12 protein-coding genes are annotated in these 17,643 nt (G+C 61.1%); 7 read left to right on the top strand and 5 right to left on the bottom strand.

Annotated elements, in window-relative coordinates; genetic code table 11:
• Positions 1-162 precede the first annotated feature (162 nt).
• From HMPREF2698_RS06920 to HMPREF2698_RS06905, 4 genes are read left to right on the top strand one after another with little or no spacing between them, the layout of a single operon-like run.
• Entirely contained in the window at positions 163-1,560 is a 1,398-nt protein-coding gene (locus HMPREF2698_RS06920) for an amino acid permease (protein WP_070562940.1), read from the top strand.
• A gap of 2 nt (positions 1,561-1,562) precedes the next feature.
• Complete coding sequence (gene hutG / locus HMPREF2698_RS06915) at positions 1,563-2,531, top strand: formimidoylglutamase (RefSeq protein ID WP_070562937.1); 969 nt, start codon at positions 1,563-1,565, stop codon at positions 2,529-2,531.
• 33 nt (positions 2,532-2,564) lie between these two features.
• Complete coding sequence (locus tag HMPREF2698_RS06910; protein ID WP_070562934.1) at positions 2,565-2,957, top strand: (deoxy)nucleoside triphosphate pyrophosphohydrolase; 393 nt, start codon at positions 2,565-2,567, stop codon at positions 2,955-2,957.
• Positions 2,954-6,070 (top strand): DUF3427 domain-containing protein, encoded by a 3,117-nt coding sequence (locus tag HMPREF2698_RS06905; protein WP_070563196.1) that lies wholly within the window; start codon positions 2,954-2,956, stop codon positions 6,068-6,070. The genes HMPREF2698_RS06910 and HMPREF2698_RS06905 overlap by 4 nt, the downstream gene beginning before the upstream one ends.
• A gap of 355 nt (positions 6,071-6,425) precedes the next feature.
• Here the strand turns inward: HMPREF2698_RS06905 and HMPREF2698_RS06900 are convergent, their stop codons facing one another.
• Positions 6,426-7,661 carry an MFS transporter gene (locus HMPREF2698_RS06900; protein ID WP_070531242.1) on the bottom strand — a complete coding sequence of 412 codons (1,236 nt, stop codon included), beginning with the start codon at positions 7,659-7,661 and terminating at the stop codon, positions 6,426-6,428.
• A gap of 105 nt (positions 7,662-7,766) precedes the next feature.
• Here HMPREF2698_RS06900 and HMPREF2698_RS06895 point away from each other — a divergent pair, with 105 nt between their 5' ends.
• On the top strand, positions 7,767-8,288 hold the full coding sequence (locus HMPREF2698_RS06895) for a hypothetical protein (protein WP_246819445.1): 522 nt from the start codon (positions 7,767-7,769) through the stop codon (positions 8,286-8,288).
• Between the two features lie 36 nt (positions 8,289-8,324).
• Here HMPREF2698_RS06895 and HMPREF2698_RS06890 read toward each other — a convergent pair whose 3' ends face one another.
• From HMPREF2698_RS06890 to HMPREF2698_RS06880, 3 genes are all read right to left on the bottom strand, one after another.
• Entirely contained in the window at positions 8,325-9,176 is an 852-nt protein-coding gene (locus HMPREF2698_RS06890; RefSeq protein ID WP_070563193.1) for a hypothetical protein, read from the bottom strand.
• 63 nt (positions 9,177-9,239) lie between these two features.
• Complete coding sequence (locus HMPREF2698_RS06885) at positions 9,240-10,088, bottom strand: DNA primase (protein ID WP_070563190.1); 849 nt, start codon at positions 10,086-10,088, stop codon at positions 9,240-9,242.
• Between the two features lie 76 nt (positions 10,089-10,164).
• Positions 10,165-11,895, bottom strand: coding sequence for a carboxylesterase/lipase family protein (locus HMPREF2698_RS06880; protein WP_070563187.1), 1,731 nt, complete (start codon positions 11,893-11,895; stop codon positions 10,165-10,167).
• A gap of 115 nt (positions 11,896-12,010) precedes the next feature.
• Here HMPREF2698_RS06880 and HMPREF2698_RS06875 point away from each other — a divergent pair, with 115 nt between their 5' ends.
• A complete protein-coding gene (locus HMPREF2698_RS06875; RefSeq protein ID WP_070563184.1) occupies positions 12,011-12,778 on the top strand; it encodes a hypothetical protein in 768 nt (255 codons plus the stop codon).
• Positions 12,779-12,931: 153 nt separating this feature from the next.
• Positions 12,932-16,654 carry a multifunctional oxoglutarate decarboxylase/oxoglutarate dehydrogenase thiamine pyrophosphate-binding subunit/dihydrolipoyllysine-residue succinyltransferase subunit gene (locus tag HMPREF2698_RS06870; RefSeq protein ID WP_070563181.1) on the top strand — a complete coding sequence of 1,241 codons (3,723 nt, stop codon included), beginning with the start codon at positions 12,932-12,934 and terminating at the stop codon, positions 16,652-16,654.
• Between the two features lie 558 nt (positions 16,655-17,212).
• On the opposite strand, the gene HMPREF2698_RS06865 is transcribed toward HMPREF2698_RS06870, so the two are convergent.
• Positions 17,213-17,643 (bottom strand): LPXTG cell wall anchor domain-containing protein (locus HMPREF2698_RS06865; protein WP_141748932.1); only part of this gene is annotated, 431 nt, incomplete at its 5' end.

The raw sequence follows: 17,643 nt of genomic DNA, 5'->3' as shown, positions 1-17,643 counted from the left end.
CCCGCCATAGAGCCCAACCGTGCCACCCCCACCACAAAATTGACCCCACGTCTGAACTAGAGGAAAGTAACTCCCAGACCCACCCGCACCAACCACTCCCCTTCATCCGCGGCGCCGGAACCAACGAGCACCGCATTGGGGAACTGAGGAGGACGCATCCCCGTGGCAGAAACCACCGCCAAGCGCCCCGGCTTGAAACACCGGCACCTGCACTTCATCGCCTTGGGCTCGGCCATCGGCACCGGCCTGTTCTACGGCTCCGCCGGCGCCATCCAAGCCGCCGGCCCCTCGGTCCTCTTGGTCTATCTCCTCGGCGGCGCCGTGGTTTACTTCCTCCTACGCGCGCTGGGTGAGATGTCCGTGCACCACCCCGTCACCGGCTCCTTCGCCGAATACGCCCGCGCCTTCCTAGGCCCCTGGGCGGGTTATATCACCGGCTGGATGTTCGCCTTCGAGATGGTCATCGTGGCCCTAGCGGACCTGACCGCCATCGGCGTCTATATGCAATTTTGGTTCCCCGGCTCGCCCAAGTGGGTGTGGGTCGCCGCCACGCTGCTCCTCGTCGGCGGCGCCAACCTCGCCACGGTTAAGGCCTTCGGCGAGCTGGAATTCGCCTTCACCATCGTCAAGGTCGGCGCCGTCATCGCAATGATCCTAGGCGGCGTGGCCGTGCTCGTCTTCGGCCTCTCCACCGCGGAGACCACCGGCCCGGCCAACCTGGTCAACGATGGCGGCTTCTTCCCCAACGGTATTTCCGGCATGGTCGCTTCCTTCATCCTCGTCCTCTTCGCCTTCGGCGGCACGGAGATCGTCGGCGTCGCCAGCGCGGAGGCCGAGGACCCCGCCAAGTCCGTGCCGAAGGCCGTCAACACCATCCCGGTGCGCATCCTGCTCTTCTATGTCCTGGCCATCCTGGTCATCCTCATGATCAACCCCTGGCGCAGCATCACCGGTGAGGAAAGCCCCTTCGTCCAAATCTTCTCCACCCTCGGCGTCACCTGGGCCGCGGCCGCCCTCAACGTCGTCGTCATCACCGCGGCGGTTTCTGCCATCAACGCCGATCTCTTCGGCGCCGGCAACGTCCTCACCGGCTTGGCACGCCAGAACCTCGCGCCGCAGATCATGGCGAAGAAGACTCGGGGTGTGCCCGTCATGACCATGATTATCCTGCTCATCGTCATGATCATCGGCACCGCGCTCAACGCGCTCATCCCGGAGAATGTCTTCGAAATCATCGCCTCCCTGGCCACCTTCGCCACCATCTACGTGTGGTTGATGATCCTCCTGGCCCACGTGGCCTCCCGCCGCCAGATGCCCACCGAAGAACGCGCCAGCCTGGAATACACCGTCCCCTTCTGGCCTTGGGGCCAATACTTCTCCATCGCCTTCATCATCTTCACTTTTGGCATCATGGTGTGGCAGGAGCAGTACCGCCCGGCACTCGCCACGGGCGTTATCTTCATCCTCCTCATGACGGCCATCTTCTACCTCACCGGCCGCCGCACCGCCGCGCGGGCTCCACAGGGAACGGACCCGCAAGAAGCAGACGCGAAAGGATAACCATGAACACCGTTGATGCCCCCGCCTACTCCCCCGCCCCCGAGTGGTCCGGCCGCTCCGATGGCCCGGGCCCCGAGCATGCGCGGTGGCACAGCGTGGTTCGCCCGCTGGACGTCGCCAAGCCCCAGGCAGAACCCGGCGTCGCACTCCTTGGTTTTGCCTCCGACGAGGGCGTTGAGCGCAACCATGGACGCCCCGGCGCGGCTGCAGGCCCGGCCGCCCTGCGCAGCGCCCTGGGTTCCCTGGCGCTGCACCATACGCACCCGCTTTACGACGCCGGCACGATCACCACTCAAGGCACCGACCTGGAGGGCTCCCACGAGCGCCTCTCCGAAGCAGTGGAGACACTCTCGCGCGCCGGGCACCTGCCCATCATCCTCGGCGGCGGCCACGAGACAGCCTTCGGCTCCCACCGCGGCGCCTTCCGCGCCCAGGGCCCACTGCAGATCATCAACTTGGACGCGCATTTCGATCTCCGCACCGCGGACGTGCCCACCTCCGGCACCCCGTTCAAGCAGATTTCTGACCTGGTGGGCCGCGAGGACTTCGACTATTCCGTCCTGGGAATCTCCCGCCCCAACAACACGCCGGTGCTTTTCGACGAAGCCTCCACCCTCGGCGTCACCGTCGTCCTCGACGAGGAACTGCTCAGCATGGACCGCGCCCAGGTGCGCGACACCGCCGCGCGCATCTGCGCCGGTACCACACCCATCCACCTCTCCATCGACTTGGACGTTCTGCCCGCCGACCAAGCACCCGGTGTCTCCGCCCCCGCAGGCCTCGGCGTCCCGGTAAACATCATCCGAGAACTCGCACTCACCATCGCCGCCACGGGACGCCTGGCGCTTGTCGACGTCGTCGAGCTCAACCCCACCTTCGACATCGACGCCCACACCGCCAAGCTGGCCGCGCGGTTGATTGATGACATTGTGACGGCGCATTTTTCTGCTGCCACGGGCGCGAATTCCTAGATAAGACCGGGGCCAGCCGGCATACTGGTCCCCATGAGTTCACCGATTCGTGTTGTCGGCGCCGTCTTCACAGACGGCAATCGTTTCCTGGCCTGCCGAAAGGCTCCTGGAAAGTCCCTCGCCGGCATGTGGGAGTTTCCGGGCGGCAAGATTGAATCTGGCGAAACCCCGGAGCAGGCGCTCGCGCGTGAGATCAAGGAAGAGCTTTCCGTAACCGCAACCGTTGGCGACAAGGTCACCTCGACCGTGTACGAGTATGACTTCGCCACCATTGAGCTAACTACTTTTCTGTGCCGCATTGCATCCGGTGAACTAACCCTTAGTGATCACGATGAGACTCGTTGGGTGACCCCTGCCGCGGCACGGGAACTCGACTGGGCTCCCGCAGACATTCCCGCCGTCAAACTTATTTCCTCGCGCCTATGAGTTTCGAATCCATCCTGCCCTTCGGCATCTACGAAACCCCGGTCACCGCTCGTGTTCAGGAGCGAATCGAGGAGACCAAGCGAGCGCGCCCCACGGCTGCTACTGGCATTGCTCACGAGTCCACGAAGGACGTCAATCCGCGCTTCGCCGCGGCAGTGTCCCAGCATTTTGCCAAAGCACTTGAACAAAAACTCACCGAGATGACGAAGGCGGAGGACCGCGTTGCCCTCATCAATGCGCTAGCACAACACCTTGGTGCGGATGAGTCTATCGCCGCAGAACAGCTGCTCTACGCTATCTACAGATCAGAGCTTGAAGAGCCACCAGAGCTTCCGGAGGTCTCGCTCAACACCAGTGCCTTGTTCACCAACAGCGTGGACGATACAAATATGTCGGTCGAAATCGCTCGCGAGATCCGCACGGCGGATTCCGTCGATCTGCTGTGCGCTTTCATCAAGAGCTCGGGCATTGCGGTCATCAGCGATGAACTGGAATACCTCAGGGATCACCAGATTCCGTTGCGAGTCATTACGTCCACTTACTGCGGGGCGACCGAAGCAGCCGCAGTGCGCCGACTCGTGGAAGATTACGGTGCTGAAGTCCGCATTTGCTACGAACACAAGAGCACACGCTTGCATGCCAAGGCCTGGCTCTTTCGGCGAAAGTCCGGGTTCGACACCGCCTTCATCGGCAGCTCAAACCTTTCGCGCTCAGCGCTGGTTGATGGTTGGGAATGGAACGTCCGAGGTTCTCGTTCCTCCACGCCGGAGATCATTGAGAAGTTCATCAAGACCTTCGATAGCTATTGGTACGACAATCACTTCAAAACCTTTGAACCGGAGAAGGACTACGCGCGCCTCAAGGAGGCTCTCGGCAGCGCCAAATTCCTCGAATCAAAGCCCGGCGAAAAGCTCGAGCTATCTGGCCTTCGCGTCGAGCCCTACCCCTACCAAGAAGAGATGCTCGAAGCTTTAGAGTCCGAGCGCGAAGTTCACGATCGTCACCGCAACCTCCTGATTGCCGCCACCGGTACAGGCAAGACGGTCGTGGCCGCATTGGACTACCGCCGCCTGTGCGAGAAGCTGGGGCGTAGGCCACGTCTGCTTTTCATTGCCCACCGGCGTGAGATTCTCACCCAGGCCCAGCGGACGTACCGCGAGGTTCTTCGTAATGCCAGCTTTGGTGAACTCCTCCTAAGCGGTGAGCAACCCGGCCAGTGGGACCATGTCTTCGCCAGCATCCAATCGCTGCATGGCGAGCGCCTGGCCCAGATTACACCGGACCATTTTGAGGTCGTCGTCATTGATGAGTTCCACCACGCCGAAGCTTCGACCTACCGCGCAGTCCTTGACTACTTGCAGCCGCGTGAGCTCCTGGGGCTAACGGCTACGCCGGAGCGCGGTGACGGCGAGAACGTCCAGAAGTATTTCGACTATCGAGTAGCCCATGAGCTTCGCCTCTGGGATGCATTGCGCCTCCAGCTCCTCGCACCGTTGCATTACTACGGAGTCGACGATGCTACTGACCTGACTAGCCTGACCTGGAACCGTGGAAAGAAGGACTACCAAGCTTCGGAGCTGAGCGAGATTTATATCAAGGCCGGAGAAAAGCGCACCAAGTTCATCATCAACGAGCTCAATCATCGCATCTTCGATCTCTCCGAAATGAAGGCCCTTGGCTTCTGCGTGACCATCGCCCACGCCGAATACATGGCGGAGCAATTCAACCTTTTCGGCATCCCTGCCTTAGCGGTCAGCAGCAAGCTCAACGTTGATGAGCGTCGTCGCGCCATTGAGCAGCTTCGCGAAGGCACTATCAAGATCATCTTCGCGGTCGATATTTTCAACGAAGGCGTCGATATCCCAGCGGTCAACACGCTGCTGCTTCTGCGCCCGACGCAAAGCCCGGTGCTCTTCGTCCAACAGCTCGGCCGCGGCCTGCGCCTCAACGAAGGAAAGAACGCCTGCACCGTCTTTGATTTCCTAGGCCTCCAGCACGAGGAATTCGATTTCGAAGAGCGCTTCAAGGTGCTTACCGCCGCTCGCGGAAAGAACCTCGCCAAGGAGGTAGAGCAAGGATTCCCCACTGCCCCGCCTGGCTCCAACATCACCTTGGACCGCGTAACGACCGAGCGCGTTCTAAAGAACATCAAACGCTTGGCCCGGAACACAGTTAAGAAGATACGAGCACTGATTACTGACTACGGCACGACCGATCTCGCAAGCTTCATAAATAGCTCTGGCGTCCCCGTGGAAGACATTTACCGTCGCAAGGGCATTACGTGGACCACGCTGCTTCGCGACGAGAACCTGCTGCCCTCCGGCCCTGCGAGCGAGCACGAAGAGTTTCTACTCAGCCGAATCCGGGTGCTGTTACACATCAACGATCCCAACCGCGTAGCGGCCTACAGTCTCCTGGTTTCTCCGGATGGGCCATATGAAAAGGACATGACTCCCGAGCAAGTCCGGTACGCCACCATGCTTGTGCTGGCTCTGTGGGCGAACTCAAATACGGCAATCCCAGAGACCATTGACCAGGCCCTGAGCATCATCCGCGCCTGCCCTGCCTTCGTCGCCGAAGTAACTCAGGTTATGCGGCTCACACTCGACCGCTCCCGAGTCATCCCAGAGAAATCGACGAATAGTGTCTTGGAAACACACGCGGATTACAGCCTCGCCGAACTCGTCGGCGCTTTGGACGACGGCTCTCTGCGCAAGCTCGCCAACCTCCCACGCGAAGGGGTACGCCGCTTCGATGCCTCTAACACTGATCTTTTCCTGGTTACTTTCCAAAAGGATGAGAACGTTAGTGCTTCGACAAACTACCGCGATTACCCGCTAGCACCGGATCGTTTGCACTGGGAATCCCAATCCACCACATCACTTAAGTCCGCGATGGCCCGCCGCTACATCCACCACCATGAGCTCAACGGCAACATCATCATCGCAACCCGTTTTAATAAGAAGAACAAGGTGGATACGGCTTCGGCATATACCTTCCTAGGAAACGTCGATTACGTCACGCACAGCGGTGAGAAGCCGATCCAGTTCGAATGGAGCCTCCGCCGTGACATGCCCAAGCAGCTTTATGCAGCCGGGCGCACTGTGGCTTAAACCTCACAGTGAGTTAAGCCAGGAAGTTGACGCCGTAACCACCATAAATTAATCTTTTCTTAGCAGATTAAGAAGTAATTAATCTCTGTTGCCTTGGTGCAGAAAAAATGGAGGTCGGTTATGGGAGCCGCGAGCGAGCGTAGCCAAAAGCGCTGGAACCGCCCAGATACCGGTTCCGAAACTTCCGTGTATGGGTTTACGCGTTTTAGGGAACGCAGCTTCAAGACTGGCACCACCCCACGATGGGCTGCATGCAGCAAGAAAGCGCGCCACACGCGCTAAGTAGCGTTAAAGCCGCCCCAAAACTCCGTCAGCACAACTCCGCTAGCAATTCGTAGTCGGACTATTCCGCTTTCTATCGCCGCGGGTGGTAGCGGCGGCGCAACCCACGCAGAATGATCTTCCGCTCCCCCAAGGTGTCGCGGCCGAATGCCCACGCAACAATGCCGGCCGCAGCCACTACTGCGCAGAACCCGAAAGCGGTCTCAAATCCGTACCTATCCGCCAGCAGCCCGATGAAAATCGGGCCTAAAATCTGCCCGAAGTCACCTGCCATCTGGAACGTCGACAGCACCTGTCCGCCCGAGCGCTGCGAGCCGACGATGTCCGCCACGGCTGCTTGCTGCGACGGAGCGATGAGGCCCGATGCCGCGCCGGACAGGGCGGAGAGGATGAGGAGGGATACGATGTTCGTCGCCAAGCCCAGCGTGCCAACGAACAATGCGGAACCCACCAGTCCTGCAATGATGAGCGGGCGACGTCCGACCCGGTCAGACCATGATCCGGAGAACTGCAGGACAATGGCGTTGCCGGCGGCGAAGGCCGCCAGAGCGACGCCCGACGTCGAGGCGCCGTTGGCAAAAATGGCGGCTGCGAACAGAGGGAGGACAGCCACGCGCACGCCCATGTTGATCCAGCCTTGGGCAAAATTCGACGTCAGTACCGCCCGGTAGGCGGTATCCTCCCAGGCTTCCGCCAAGTGCATCGGACGGAGTTGGCGCCGGCGCTCATCGGCGCGATTGACCGACGGCATGAGGATCCACACAACCAGCGCGGCGATGGCCACACCGGTGCCGTAAATAAAGAAGGGCCACCGGAACCCCAGGAAGGAAAGGCTCGCACCCACGAGCGGACCAATCACGTTGCCGAGAAGAAAGGATGTGGCGTAGGTGGCCGAACAGCGCCCGCGGATGCTGGGCGGTGCCAGGCGCACGATGAGCCCCATCGCCGCGACAGTAAACATCGTCGAGCCAATGCCGGCGATAGCCCGCAGAGCGACGATCTGCCAGTATTCCTGCGCCATTCCCACCAAACCGGTGGTGAGCGCCACGGTGAACAAACCTGTCACGTACACGCGGCGCGTGCCCACGCGGTCAATGAGGAAGCCGGCGGCCGGGGCGAAGACAAGGCGGCTGGCGGAAAAGACGGAGACAACGAGCCCGGCCGCCGCCATCGAGACGTCGAAGCTGACGATGAACTGTGGAAGCAGCGGCGCAATGAGCCCGTACCCCAAGGCGATGATGAACCCGGCGGTGACCATGACCCAAATTTCCCGCGGGATCTTAACCTGCGGAGCTGCAGTATTTTTCATATCGCCATTCACTGTATCCCACCCCGTCAAATCGTCGAACGTTTCATCGAACATACGTTCCCAAAGAGTTCGGTGATGTCCGCGCGGATTTCTAGTGTGTGGGCCATGAAGAACTACAGCAGCATTCACACTTCCGTTCAGTCCCCGTCCACTCTCAGCACCGGTGAACTCACCGCGGATATCCTCTACCACCACCACGAAACGCTTCGCTCCATAGAGAGCATCATCCGCCATCCACGCTCGCTTGCGCGGCCGACGCCGCAGTGGCGCCCGCCATCAAAAGTGCTGCCACCGGTAGAGATATATGGCGGTGAAGCACTCCCGCTGACGCTTACCATTTCGCGCCACCGCGTGGGTGAGCGGGCTAAGGCCCGCGTTCTGGGGTATGGCGAAAAGCGCGTGCCCTCCTACCTCGTTACGGTGCGCATTACTGATCCCACTGGCCGCCCCGTCGCCCCCTCACTAGCGGAAGCGTGGGTGCGGGCCTTGGTCCCTGAAGAACTCGTCTCCGCGGTGCATGAGATTTCCAGCAGCAGCGCGGCGACGTTTGTGTGGCTGGTGGATAGCACCTACACACCAGTGCATTCCCCGCTTTCCCTTTTCGAAGGATTTAGTCAGGCCGCCTAGTACCGGTGGACCTTATCTAATTGAGATACTCAGCCGCTAGAAATAGCGCTGGATCCGGTCCAGAAAACCTTTGGGCGGCTCCTCATCAAGAGAAAGCGAGAACCTGTCCTCCGTCAGCACGCGATCCAATGCTGGGCGCGTCTCCGGGTAGTCATAAAGGCGAAGGATGGGCTTCGGCGCCAAGCGGATTGCAATGCACACCACAAGCGCCGTAAACGTCTTATCAATGACGTCAGAGCACAGGTTCTGAAGCAGAATGGCAAGGTGTTCATCGTGCAGTATGAGCTCCCACAGCGCTATAAGTTCAGCGGGGCCGCGCTGGCCGTAATCGCTGGGAAGTAACCACGTAGAAACGGCGGACAACAATCCTGCGACAATGCCCAGCCCGGTACCAGCAAGCATCATGGCCAACATTCGTTTGACCACACCACGGCGAGCAAGCCAGCCAAACAAATAGGCAACCACCACGGCTGTTGGCAAATACGCCAAGAGCGACGGGTTATTGATACTAGCCAGGCAAGCGCTCAAAACTGCGGTGCCCATTCCCAAGACAGGGCCGTAAACGATTGCTATGAAAGCCGTGCCCATCATGTCGAGGTACAAGGGGATGTTGATGTTGAAGATCAACGACGACAAGAGGAGGTTTGCCGCCACTGCAAGCAAAGGGTTGAACAGTGCGTGGTTACCCAAGGACCGCCACTGTGCGGCAATGAAGAGAATTGCGCCGAGCAGACTCAGGCACCACACGCCGGTCGAAAGCACGGAGGAAAAGACAAAATCACGATGGCCATAGTCCGGGCGCAACGACAGGACCCAAGACAAGGCCACGCACACTAGCGCTGAGCCAACACACAGACGCTGGCTCAGTGATGCCTTGTCATTCGGCATTTGTCTTGGTTGCTCCTCTTCAACGCCAGGGAAAAGTACGCTCCTACCCTACCCCGGACGTTTTTAGTCGTCGGCGTCGCCTTCCTCGATGTCGGAGTCATCGTCATCATCGTCGTCGAAAAGAACGTCGTCCTCGTCCTCATCGTCAGCGCCGAAAATGTCATAGACCTCAGGCTCGTCAATATCGGAATCATCGATGCTGACCAGCTGGGCTTCCCAGTCCAAGGCCTGATCGGAGACAAGGCTCAGCACGTCAAAGAGACGGTCAAAGTCGGTGTAGGTGCCCAGTTCGAGGGCCTCGGCAGGAACCTCGATGATGGGAGCTAGCCCGCCGTCCATGTCTTCCGCGTCACCGAAGATGGCAACGCGCTCTTCTTCGCTCAGGTCCTCTGGAGTCTCGATATCCCAGAGCTTGCTGATTGCCTCATCCTCCAGCTCATCGAGCTCTTCCTCATCAAAGTCGAAGGAGAGGAAACGAACGACCGCGCTCGGAACACCGTCGATGGTCTCCACCAGCACGCGCAGTTCCGAGTCATTGGCTACCTCCGCCACGACGAGGTTCGGGTTGAATTCGTCCTGGACAAACTCCAACTCAGCGATGCGCTCATCGGTACCTTCTAGCAGGTCACGCAGCACCGTCACCACCTGGTCCGTGGCGATGTGGCGGGATACGGCCTCAACCGCATCCTCCACAGAGAACGCCACGGACACCAAAACGGCCTCGAAGTCTTCGTCATCCTCGTCCACGTCTGCGGCGGCGATATATACATTGGCGGCTGGCAGAAGTGGGTCAATTTCCACAAACTGGATTTCCAAATCGGAGGTGATGGGCACGAACATCACATCGTCATTGACGCGGGACTCAATGCCCTCCCCGTCCAGCGCAGAGGCGATATCTTCAAAAAAGCTCATGTGATAAACATCCATCCATGTGGGAGTCTCACCCAGGCTGCTGCCAAGGCCCCACACATCTTACCTGCGTTTGCCCTCAATAGCTGCCGTCCTCAAGCAGGAATCCCAGTTCCTTCAGAATCTCCGGACGCCCGGTGCCCCACTCCAGCATGTCGTAGGCCTCCCATGCTTGGCGACGCCCCTCCATCGGCGCCTCCTCCACGCGCGGCTCCACATCGAAAACCATGGTCGAGCGCTGCGGAGCACGGTATTGCGGCCAGTCGTCTCGCGGGGCCCCGCCCCGAATGAATTCGCCCCATTGCGTCTGCATGGCCCCGGTTACGTTCTCCATTTCGGAAGGCTTGGCAATACTGTTCAGAAAGGAGACGCGCGATGCTCCCGGATCTCCAAAGATGTTGGAGAGCTCCATCGAATGCATCGCCCCCAACCCCAACCAGCGCAGTGCTGCCGGCGCGAAGTCGAAGCGGTACATCCACGTCGGATAGCGCCGCGCGTGTTCGGAGGCCACCCGGACGGTGGGGGCCCAGAAGAGGGCGTCGGTAAGCAGGTCCCCAAAGTCGCGGCGCGAGACCGCACCGCCGTATGCCGCGATGACATCCGGTGCGCTCTCCGGATCAAAGGAGGCCAGCAGCCGCAGGGCCGCGCGCTCCCGGGCGCTCTGGCGTTGGAAGAGGAATTTTCCAAAGCTGGCCTCACCGGAGTTGGTTCCCACCAGCAGCGGCACCGGGTGCTGGTTGCCGTCCTCAAAGGCTTCGATGGGATGTTGCGGGATGAGGTCGCCATCGACAGTCGGTGCGTAGCAGGAGTTCAGGTACAGCAACTCGCCCGCGCGCCACATCATGGACTGGCCAGAGCGCACCAAGTCCGCGAAATCCTCCTGGCGCAGATCATCCGCGGTGGTATCGCGCGGCAAAGCCATCTTGTGAACCAGCTCGCGGGCCCAAAACACCGACTGCGCCCGCGAATGAATCATGCCTATGGGCGGTGACTGCGCAATCGCGCGGTGGAACAGTCCCTCGGCGCGCGGCACCGCCATGAGTGTCAGGACGGCCGCGCCGCCGGCGGATTCACCCATGAGCGTGACGTTTTCTGGGTCTCCGCCGAAGGCGGCGATGTTCTCGCGCACCCACTCCAACGCCAGGACCTGATCCGCCACAGCCGGGTTGGCGCAAGCCGCACCGCCAAGACTGCGGACGTCGAGGTAGCCCAAAGCACCTAAGCGGAAGTTCACCGAAACATAGACCACGTCCATCTGCGCTGCGAACTCGAAGCCTCGCAACATCAGCATGTGGGAGGAGCCCACAATGAAACTGCCGCCATGCAGATACACCACGACGGGCAGCTTCTCCCCCGCCTCGCGCGCCCCAGGCGTCGCCGGGTCAGCGGTCGGACCTGAGCGGTGGGGCCGAACGATATCGAGGGTCAAGCAATCCTCTGCGCCCTCGATGCGATCGGTCCAGGAATAGACGGGCTGCGGTGCCACATGCCCGAACTCGCGGCAATCTCGGATTCCTTCCCAGGCGGGGGCAGGTCGCGGCTCCATGAAACGGTGAGCACCCGATGTATCCGCGCCGAAAGGAATCCCGCGCCACGAGCGCACGGGAGCGCTCAGCGGACGGTCCGTGCGCAACTCCTCTTCGATGCAGCCGCGTACCCAGCCGCCGGTGGTGAGCACCGTGAGGTCGTCGGCAAGCGCGGTGCGTGCTGCCTCATGGGCGGCGCGGGCACGGGCGTGGAGGGAATCTGCAAGCAAGCGCGCCGCAGCCGCGCTGACCTCGCGCGAGGGGGAAGGCTCAAACTCGCTCATGTCTCATACCCTAGTGCGCGCGCCTGCTAACGCGCTGAATAAAGCTTTTTCGATACGGTGGTAAACATACAGTTCAGATTCACAATCAAATTTAGTTAAGAAGTTAGGTGAGACAATGTTGGACAAGGTCTTTAACAAGGAGAAAAAGAGCAAAGACATTAGTCTCAGGGACGGGGCCGTCGAGGAGACTGGCTCCGCAGAGGCCGTGGGCACCTTGGAAATTGATGAGGCCAACCGCATTACTAAGGGATTCTTGGGGGCCATCGACAAAATCGTCTCCGTCCAGTCCTCCGTCATCATTAACTATGTCGAGGGCGTGAAGAAGCGCAACCCCAGCGCCAGCCCGGCACAGCTCCAAGAGCTCATTGACAAGCACTTCATGAACATCATCACCGGCACGGGTGCCGCTGCCGGCGCATCCGCGGCTATCCCCGGCATCGGCCTAGTCACCGGCGCGGCCACTATCGGCGCGGAATCCCTGGTCTTCCTTGAGGCCGCTGCCTGGTACATCCTCGCCTCCGCGCACCTGCGCGGTGACAACATCCGGGATAAGGAGCGCCGCCGCGCCCTAGTCTTGGTGGTGCTCACCGGCTCCCAGGGCAGCGCGTTGGTCGATACCTTTGTAGGTGACGCAACCTCTCTGTCCGGCGTCACCTCCGCTGCTACCCTCTCGCGCTTTTCCGGCCCCACCCTCAGCGGCCTCAACGGACGCCTGACCAAGCTGTTTATGAAGCAGGCCACCAAGAAGCTCAAGTGGGCGTGGGTGTCCAAACTGCTGCCGATGGGTGTAGGCGCGGTGCTGGGAACGACCGCCAACCGTAAATTGGGACGCCAAGTTATTGACCATGCCGGAACCCAGCTCTCCCCCCTGCAGGGGGAGTAAAAGGCGGGAAACCCGCCCGGGATAGTGGGCAAACTTCCAAGGCCCGTATCATAAGGGAAGACACTTTTCGGGGTGCCTTTCGCACCCGTGGATTGGCCTACTAGAGTCGAATAAAGACAAACTTAGAAGCACAGAAAGAGGCGAGCATCTGCCGTGAGCAACTCGAGCATCTATGGCCCGAATGCGTGGCTGATTGACGAACAGTTTCAGCAGTACTCAAAGGACCCGAACTCCGTAGACAAGGAGTGGCGCGAGTACTTTGAGGCCAACGGGGCACCGAAGTCGGCCGCACAGTCCAAGGCTGCGGACGCTCCGGCCACCACCCCCGCACAGAAGAAGGGCGCAGCACCAGCTGCAGAGAAGTCCCCTGCAGCTCCGGGCGCCAAGGCACCGAGCGACTCTAAGGCTTCCGCCGCGGCCGCTAAGTCCGCAAAGAAGGCTGAAAAGAAGTCCGAGTCCCCGCTGGATCGCATCAAGGATGCACCGGAGCCGGGCTCCCGCGTGCTCAAGGGCATGTTCAAGGCAATCGCCAAGAACATGGACGAATCCCTGGAGATCCCCACCGCCACCACCGTGCGCGACATCCCGGTCAAGCTCATGTGGGAAAACCGTGCGATGATCAACGATCACCTCAAGCGCACCCGCGGCGGCAAGATCTCCTTCACCCACATCCTGGGCTACGCCATGGTCAAGGCAGTTCAGATCCACCCGGACATGAACGTGCGCTACGAAATCAAGGACGGCAAGCCCACCGTGGTCCAGCCGGAGCACGTCAACCTGGGCCTGGCCATCGACCTCCCGCAGAAGGATGGTTCCCGTGCCCTCGTCGTGGCTGCCATCAAGGAGGCGGAGAACAAGACCTTCTCCGAGTTCATCGATGCCTACCAGGACATCGTTGACCGCTCCCGCAAGAACAAGCTGACGATGGATGACTTCTCCGGTGTCACCATCAACCTGACCAACCCGGGCGGCATTGGCACCCGTCACTCCATCGCCCGCCTGACCAAGGGTTCCGGCGCCATCATCGGTGTTGGTTCCATGGACTACCCGGCTGAATTCGCCGGCACCTCCGCCGACCGCCTGGCTGATTTGGGCGTTGGCCGCCTGGTTACCCTCACCTCCACCTATGATCACCGCGTTATCCAGGGCGCTGAGTCTGGTGAGTTCCTGCGCACCATCGGCCAGCTTATTCTGGACGACGCCTTCTGGGACGAGCTCTTCGAGTCCATGGGCGTTCCCTACCAGCCCTTCCGCTGGGCTGCCGACGTCCCCAATACGGGCGTCGACAAGAACACGCGCGTCATGCAGTACATCGAGGCCTACCGCTCCCGCGGCCACCTGCTGGCTGACATCAACCCGCTGGGCTGGAAGCAGCCGGGCCTGCCCTGGCCGGATCACCGTGACCTCGACCTGGCTACCCATGGACTGACCATCTGGGATCTGGACCGCACCTTCAACGTTGGCGGTTTCGGTGGCAAGGAAACCATGACGCTGCGTGAGGTGGTTACCCGCCTGCGCTCCGCTTACACCCTCAAGGTCGGCTCTGAGTACGCCCACATCCTCGACCGCGATGAGCGCGGCTGGCTGCAGGAGCAGATCGAGGCCGGCATGCCGAAGCCGACCAATTCTGAGCAGAAGTACATCCTGCAGAAGGTCAACGCGGCTGAAGCCTTCGAGAACTTCCTGCAGACCAAGTACGTAGGCCAGAAGCGCTTCTCCTTGGAGGGCGCTGAGTCCCTCATCGCCCTGCTGGACTCCATCGTGGACACCGCCGCTGGCCAGGACCTCGACGAGGTCGTCATCGGTATGCCGCACCGCGGCCGCCTCAACGTGCTCTTCAACATCGTGGGCAAGCCGCTGGCAGATATCTTCGGTGAGTTCGACGGCAACTACAAGGGCGGCCAGCTCGGCGGCTCGGGTGACGTGAAGTACCACTTGGGTGCTGAGGGCGAGCACCTGCAGATGTTTGGTGACGGCGAAATCAAGGTCACTCTGGCCGCTAACCCGTCTCACCTCGAGGCCGTCGACCCGGTCATGGAAGGTATCGCACGCGCCAAGCAGGACATCCTGGACAAGGGCGCGGAGGGCCACACCGTCGTGCCGATCATGCTCCACGGCGATGCTTCCTTCACCGGCCTGGGCGTGGTCCAGGAGACCATCAACCTGTCCAAGCTGCGCGGCTACACCACCGGCGGTACCGTCCACGTAGTTGTCAACAACCAGGTTGGCTTCACCACCACCCCGGATTCCGGACGCTCCACCCACTACGCCACCGACCTGGCTAAGGGCTTCGACTGCCCGGTCTTCCACGTCAACGGCGATAACCCGGAGGCAGTTGTCTGGGTGGGCAAGCTGGCCACCGAGTACCGCCGCCGCTTTGGCAAGGACGTCTTCATTGACCTCGTCTGCTACCGCCTGCGCGGCCACAACGAGGCCGACGACCCGTCGATGACCCAGCCGCAGCTCTACGACATCATCGATGACCACAAGTCTGTCCGTGAGCGCTACACCGAAGAGCTCATCGGCCGCGGTGACCTCTCCGATGAAGAGGCAGAGGCAGCTGCACGCGACTTCCACGATCAGATGGAGTCCGTCTTCGCCGACCACAAGAAGGCGGAAGAGGCTGGTCCGAAGGAACAGACCGGCATCACCTCCTCCCAGGAGCTGACCCGTGGTCTGGACACCTCCATCACCGCCGAGGAGCTCGCCGAGATCGGTGACGCCTACGGCACCCCGCCGGAGGGCTTCGAGTACCACAAGCGCGTGGCCAAGGTGGCCAAGGACCGCCAGAAGTCCTCGCGCGAAGGCGGCATCGACTGGGGCTGGGGCGAGCTCATCGCTTTCGGTTCCCTGGCCAACTCCGGCAAGGTTGTCCGCCTGGCCGGTGAGGATTCCCGCCGCGGTACCTTCACTCAGCGCCACGCTGTGGCCTTCGACCCGCGCACGGGTGAGGAGCACAACCCGGTTGCTCACCTGGCGAAGTCCAAGGGCAATGGCGGTAAGTTCATGGTCTACAACTCGGCCCTGACTGAGTTCGCCGGCATGGGCTTCGAGTACGGCTACACCGTGGGTAACCCGGATGCTGTGGTGGCCTGGGAGGCACAGTTCGGTGACTTCGCCAACGGCGCACAGACCATCATCGATGAGTACATCTCCTCCGGTGAGGCCAAGTGGGGCCAGCTTTCCAGCCTGATCCTGCTTCTGCCCCACGGCTACGAGGGCCAGGGCCCGGACCACTCCTCCGCCCGCATCGAACGCTACCTCCAGCTGTGTGCTGAGGGCTCCATGACCGTGGCTCAGCCGTCCACCCCGGCTAACCACTTCCACCTGCTGCGCCGTCAGGCTCTCGGTGAGATGAAGCGCCCGCTCGTGGTCTTCACCCCGAAGTCCATGCTGCGCAACAAGGCTGCAACCTCCTCCGTGGAGGACTTCACTGAGGTCAAGAAGTTCCAGTCCGTCATCAATGACCCGAACTTCGTTGACATCAACGGCAAGAAGGTCGGCGATACCGACAAGGTCAAGACCATCATGCTGGTCTCCGGCAAGCTCTACTGGGAGCTGGCAAAGAAGAAGGAGGCCGACGGCCGCGACGATATCGCTATCATCCGCGTGGAGATGCTCCACCCGATTCCGTTCAACCGTCTGCGTGAGGCTTTCGAGGCTTACCCGAATGCAACGCAGATTCGCTTCGTGCAGGACGAGCCGGCCAACCAGGGTCCGTGGCCGTTCTACAACGAGCACCTGCGTGAGCTCATCCCGGATATGCCGGAGATGGTCCGCGTGTCCCGCCGCTCGCAGTCCTCGACTGCTACCGGTAACGCGAAGGTTCACCAGATTGAGCAGAAGAACCTGCTGGAGGAAGCCTTCGACATCTAAAGGTGCTTAACGCCACAGGCGCTGGCCAAAGCCCAGCGCCGAGCAAGGCCCCGGCCACCACGAACTCATAACGAGCGTGGTGGCCGGGGCCTTTTCTTGCTTGTGTAACCCGGGTTGCCTCCCCTACCAGACCACAAAAGCCGCGCTGCGCGCTCAGCCACCCGCCCTCCATTCTCCCTTACTCGCCCTTCGCGCTCACCGTGAGCCTCAAACAGCAACCGCAAACACTCCCGGTGAGCGCAAAGGGAGACGCCCATTTGAGTGAGTGCTTTCTCAGATTCCCCGCGAAAGGCTAGGCAGCGTTGCACACGTAGATAAGGCTGTGGCACAAGCTCTAAGTGATCCATCCGTCAACCGGCGCGATTGATCACGCTGACGCCCTAGCCGACGACGACGGCAGACACCCCTTCTCATGTGGCATCGAACCTCGACAGGGCATGTGGATCGCCTCAGCGTGATTGAGCAAAAAGAAACGCCCGAGCTAATGCTCGGGCGTTTGCTCGTGGTCTACTCAACCACTGCCGTGGGGCCGGGAAGGCCCCTGCGGACACCTAGTGCTTAGGAATCCTTGCGGCGGCTAGGACGCAGAATCAGCGCTGCACCAACGATAAGTGCCAGTGCCACACCAATGAGGCCCAGGACGTTAGCACCGGTGTTGGCAAGCTTGCCAGACGAGGTGCTCTTGGAAGAGGCCGGAGTGCTCGTGGTCGTGCTTGGCTGGCTGGCCTGGCTCGGCTGAGCACTCGGAGTCTGCTCAGCCGTCGGCTGTGCTTCCGTGCTCGGTGCCTCTGGCGCCTTCGGTTCCTCAGGCTTCAGCGGCTCTGCTGGCTTGGCCGGCTTCGTCGGCAGCTCCGGAATGTGCGGAGGCTTGAAGAAGTGGGCCAGTGCCGGCGGAATAATCGCCAGCGGGATGAGCGGCCACAGGCTACTGAGGTTCGGGATGCTCGAGGTACCTGGCTTGTCGGGGTTGTCCGGAGTGTCCGGCTTGC

It is taken from the genome of Corynebacterium sp. HMSC072A02 (genome assembly GCF_001810085.1).
GTDB lineage: Bacteria > Actinomycetota > Actinomycetes > Mycobacteriales > Mycobacteriaceae > Corynebacterium > Corynebacterium hesseae.
This window is presented reverse-complemented; position numbering and strand designations above follow the sequence as displayed.

What these genes read in the sequence shown, in the direction of transcription:
- HMPREF2698_RS06900 (WP_070531242.1), bottom strand. Translation starts at nt 7,661, where the DNA reads ATGAAAAATACTGCAGCTCCGCAGGTTAAGATCCCGCGGGAAATTTGG.
- HMPREF2698_RS06880 (WP_070563187.1), bottom strand. Translation starts at nt 11,895, where the DNA reads ATGAGCGAGTTTGAGCCTTCCCCCTCGCGCGAGGTCAGCGCGGCTGCG.
- HMPREF2698_RS06895 (WP_246819445.1), top strand. Translation starts at nt 7,767, where the DNA reads ATGAAGAACTACAGCAGCATTCACACTTCCGTTCAGTCCCCGTCCACT.
- HMPREF2698_RS06905 (WP_070563196.1), top strand. Translation starts at nt 2,954, where the DNA reads ATGAGTTTCGAATCCATCCTGCCCTTCGGCATCTACGAAACCCCGGTC.
- HMPREF2698_RS06890 (WP_070563193.1), bottom strand. Translation starts at nt 9,176, where the DNA reads ATGCCGAATGACAAGGCATCACTGAGCCAGCGTCTGTGTGTTGGCTCA.
- hutG (WP_070562937.1), top strand. Translation starts at nt 1,563, where the DNA reads ATGAACACCGTTGATGCCCCCGCCTACTCCCCCGCCCCCGAGTGGTCC.
- HMPREF2698_RS06910 (WP_070562934.1), top strand. Translation starts at nt 2,565, where the DNA reads ATGAGTTCACCGATTCGTGTTGTCGGCGCCGTCTTCACAGACGGCAAT.
- HMPREF2698_RS06875 (WP_070563184.1), top strand. Translation starts at nt 12,011, where the DNA reads ATGTTGGACAAGGTCTTTAACAAGGAGAAAAAGAGCAAAGACATTAGT.
- HMPREF2698_RS06885 (WP_070563190.1), bottom strand. Translation starts at nt 10,088, where the DNA reads ATGAGCTTTTTTGAAGATATCGCCTCTGCGCTGGACGGGGAGGGCATT.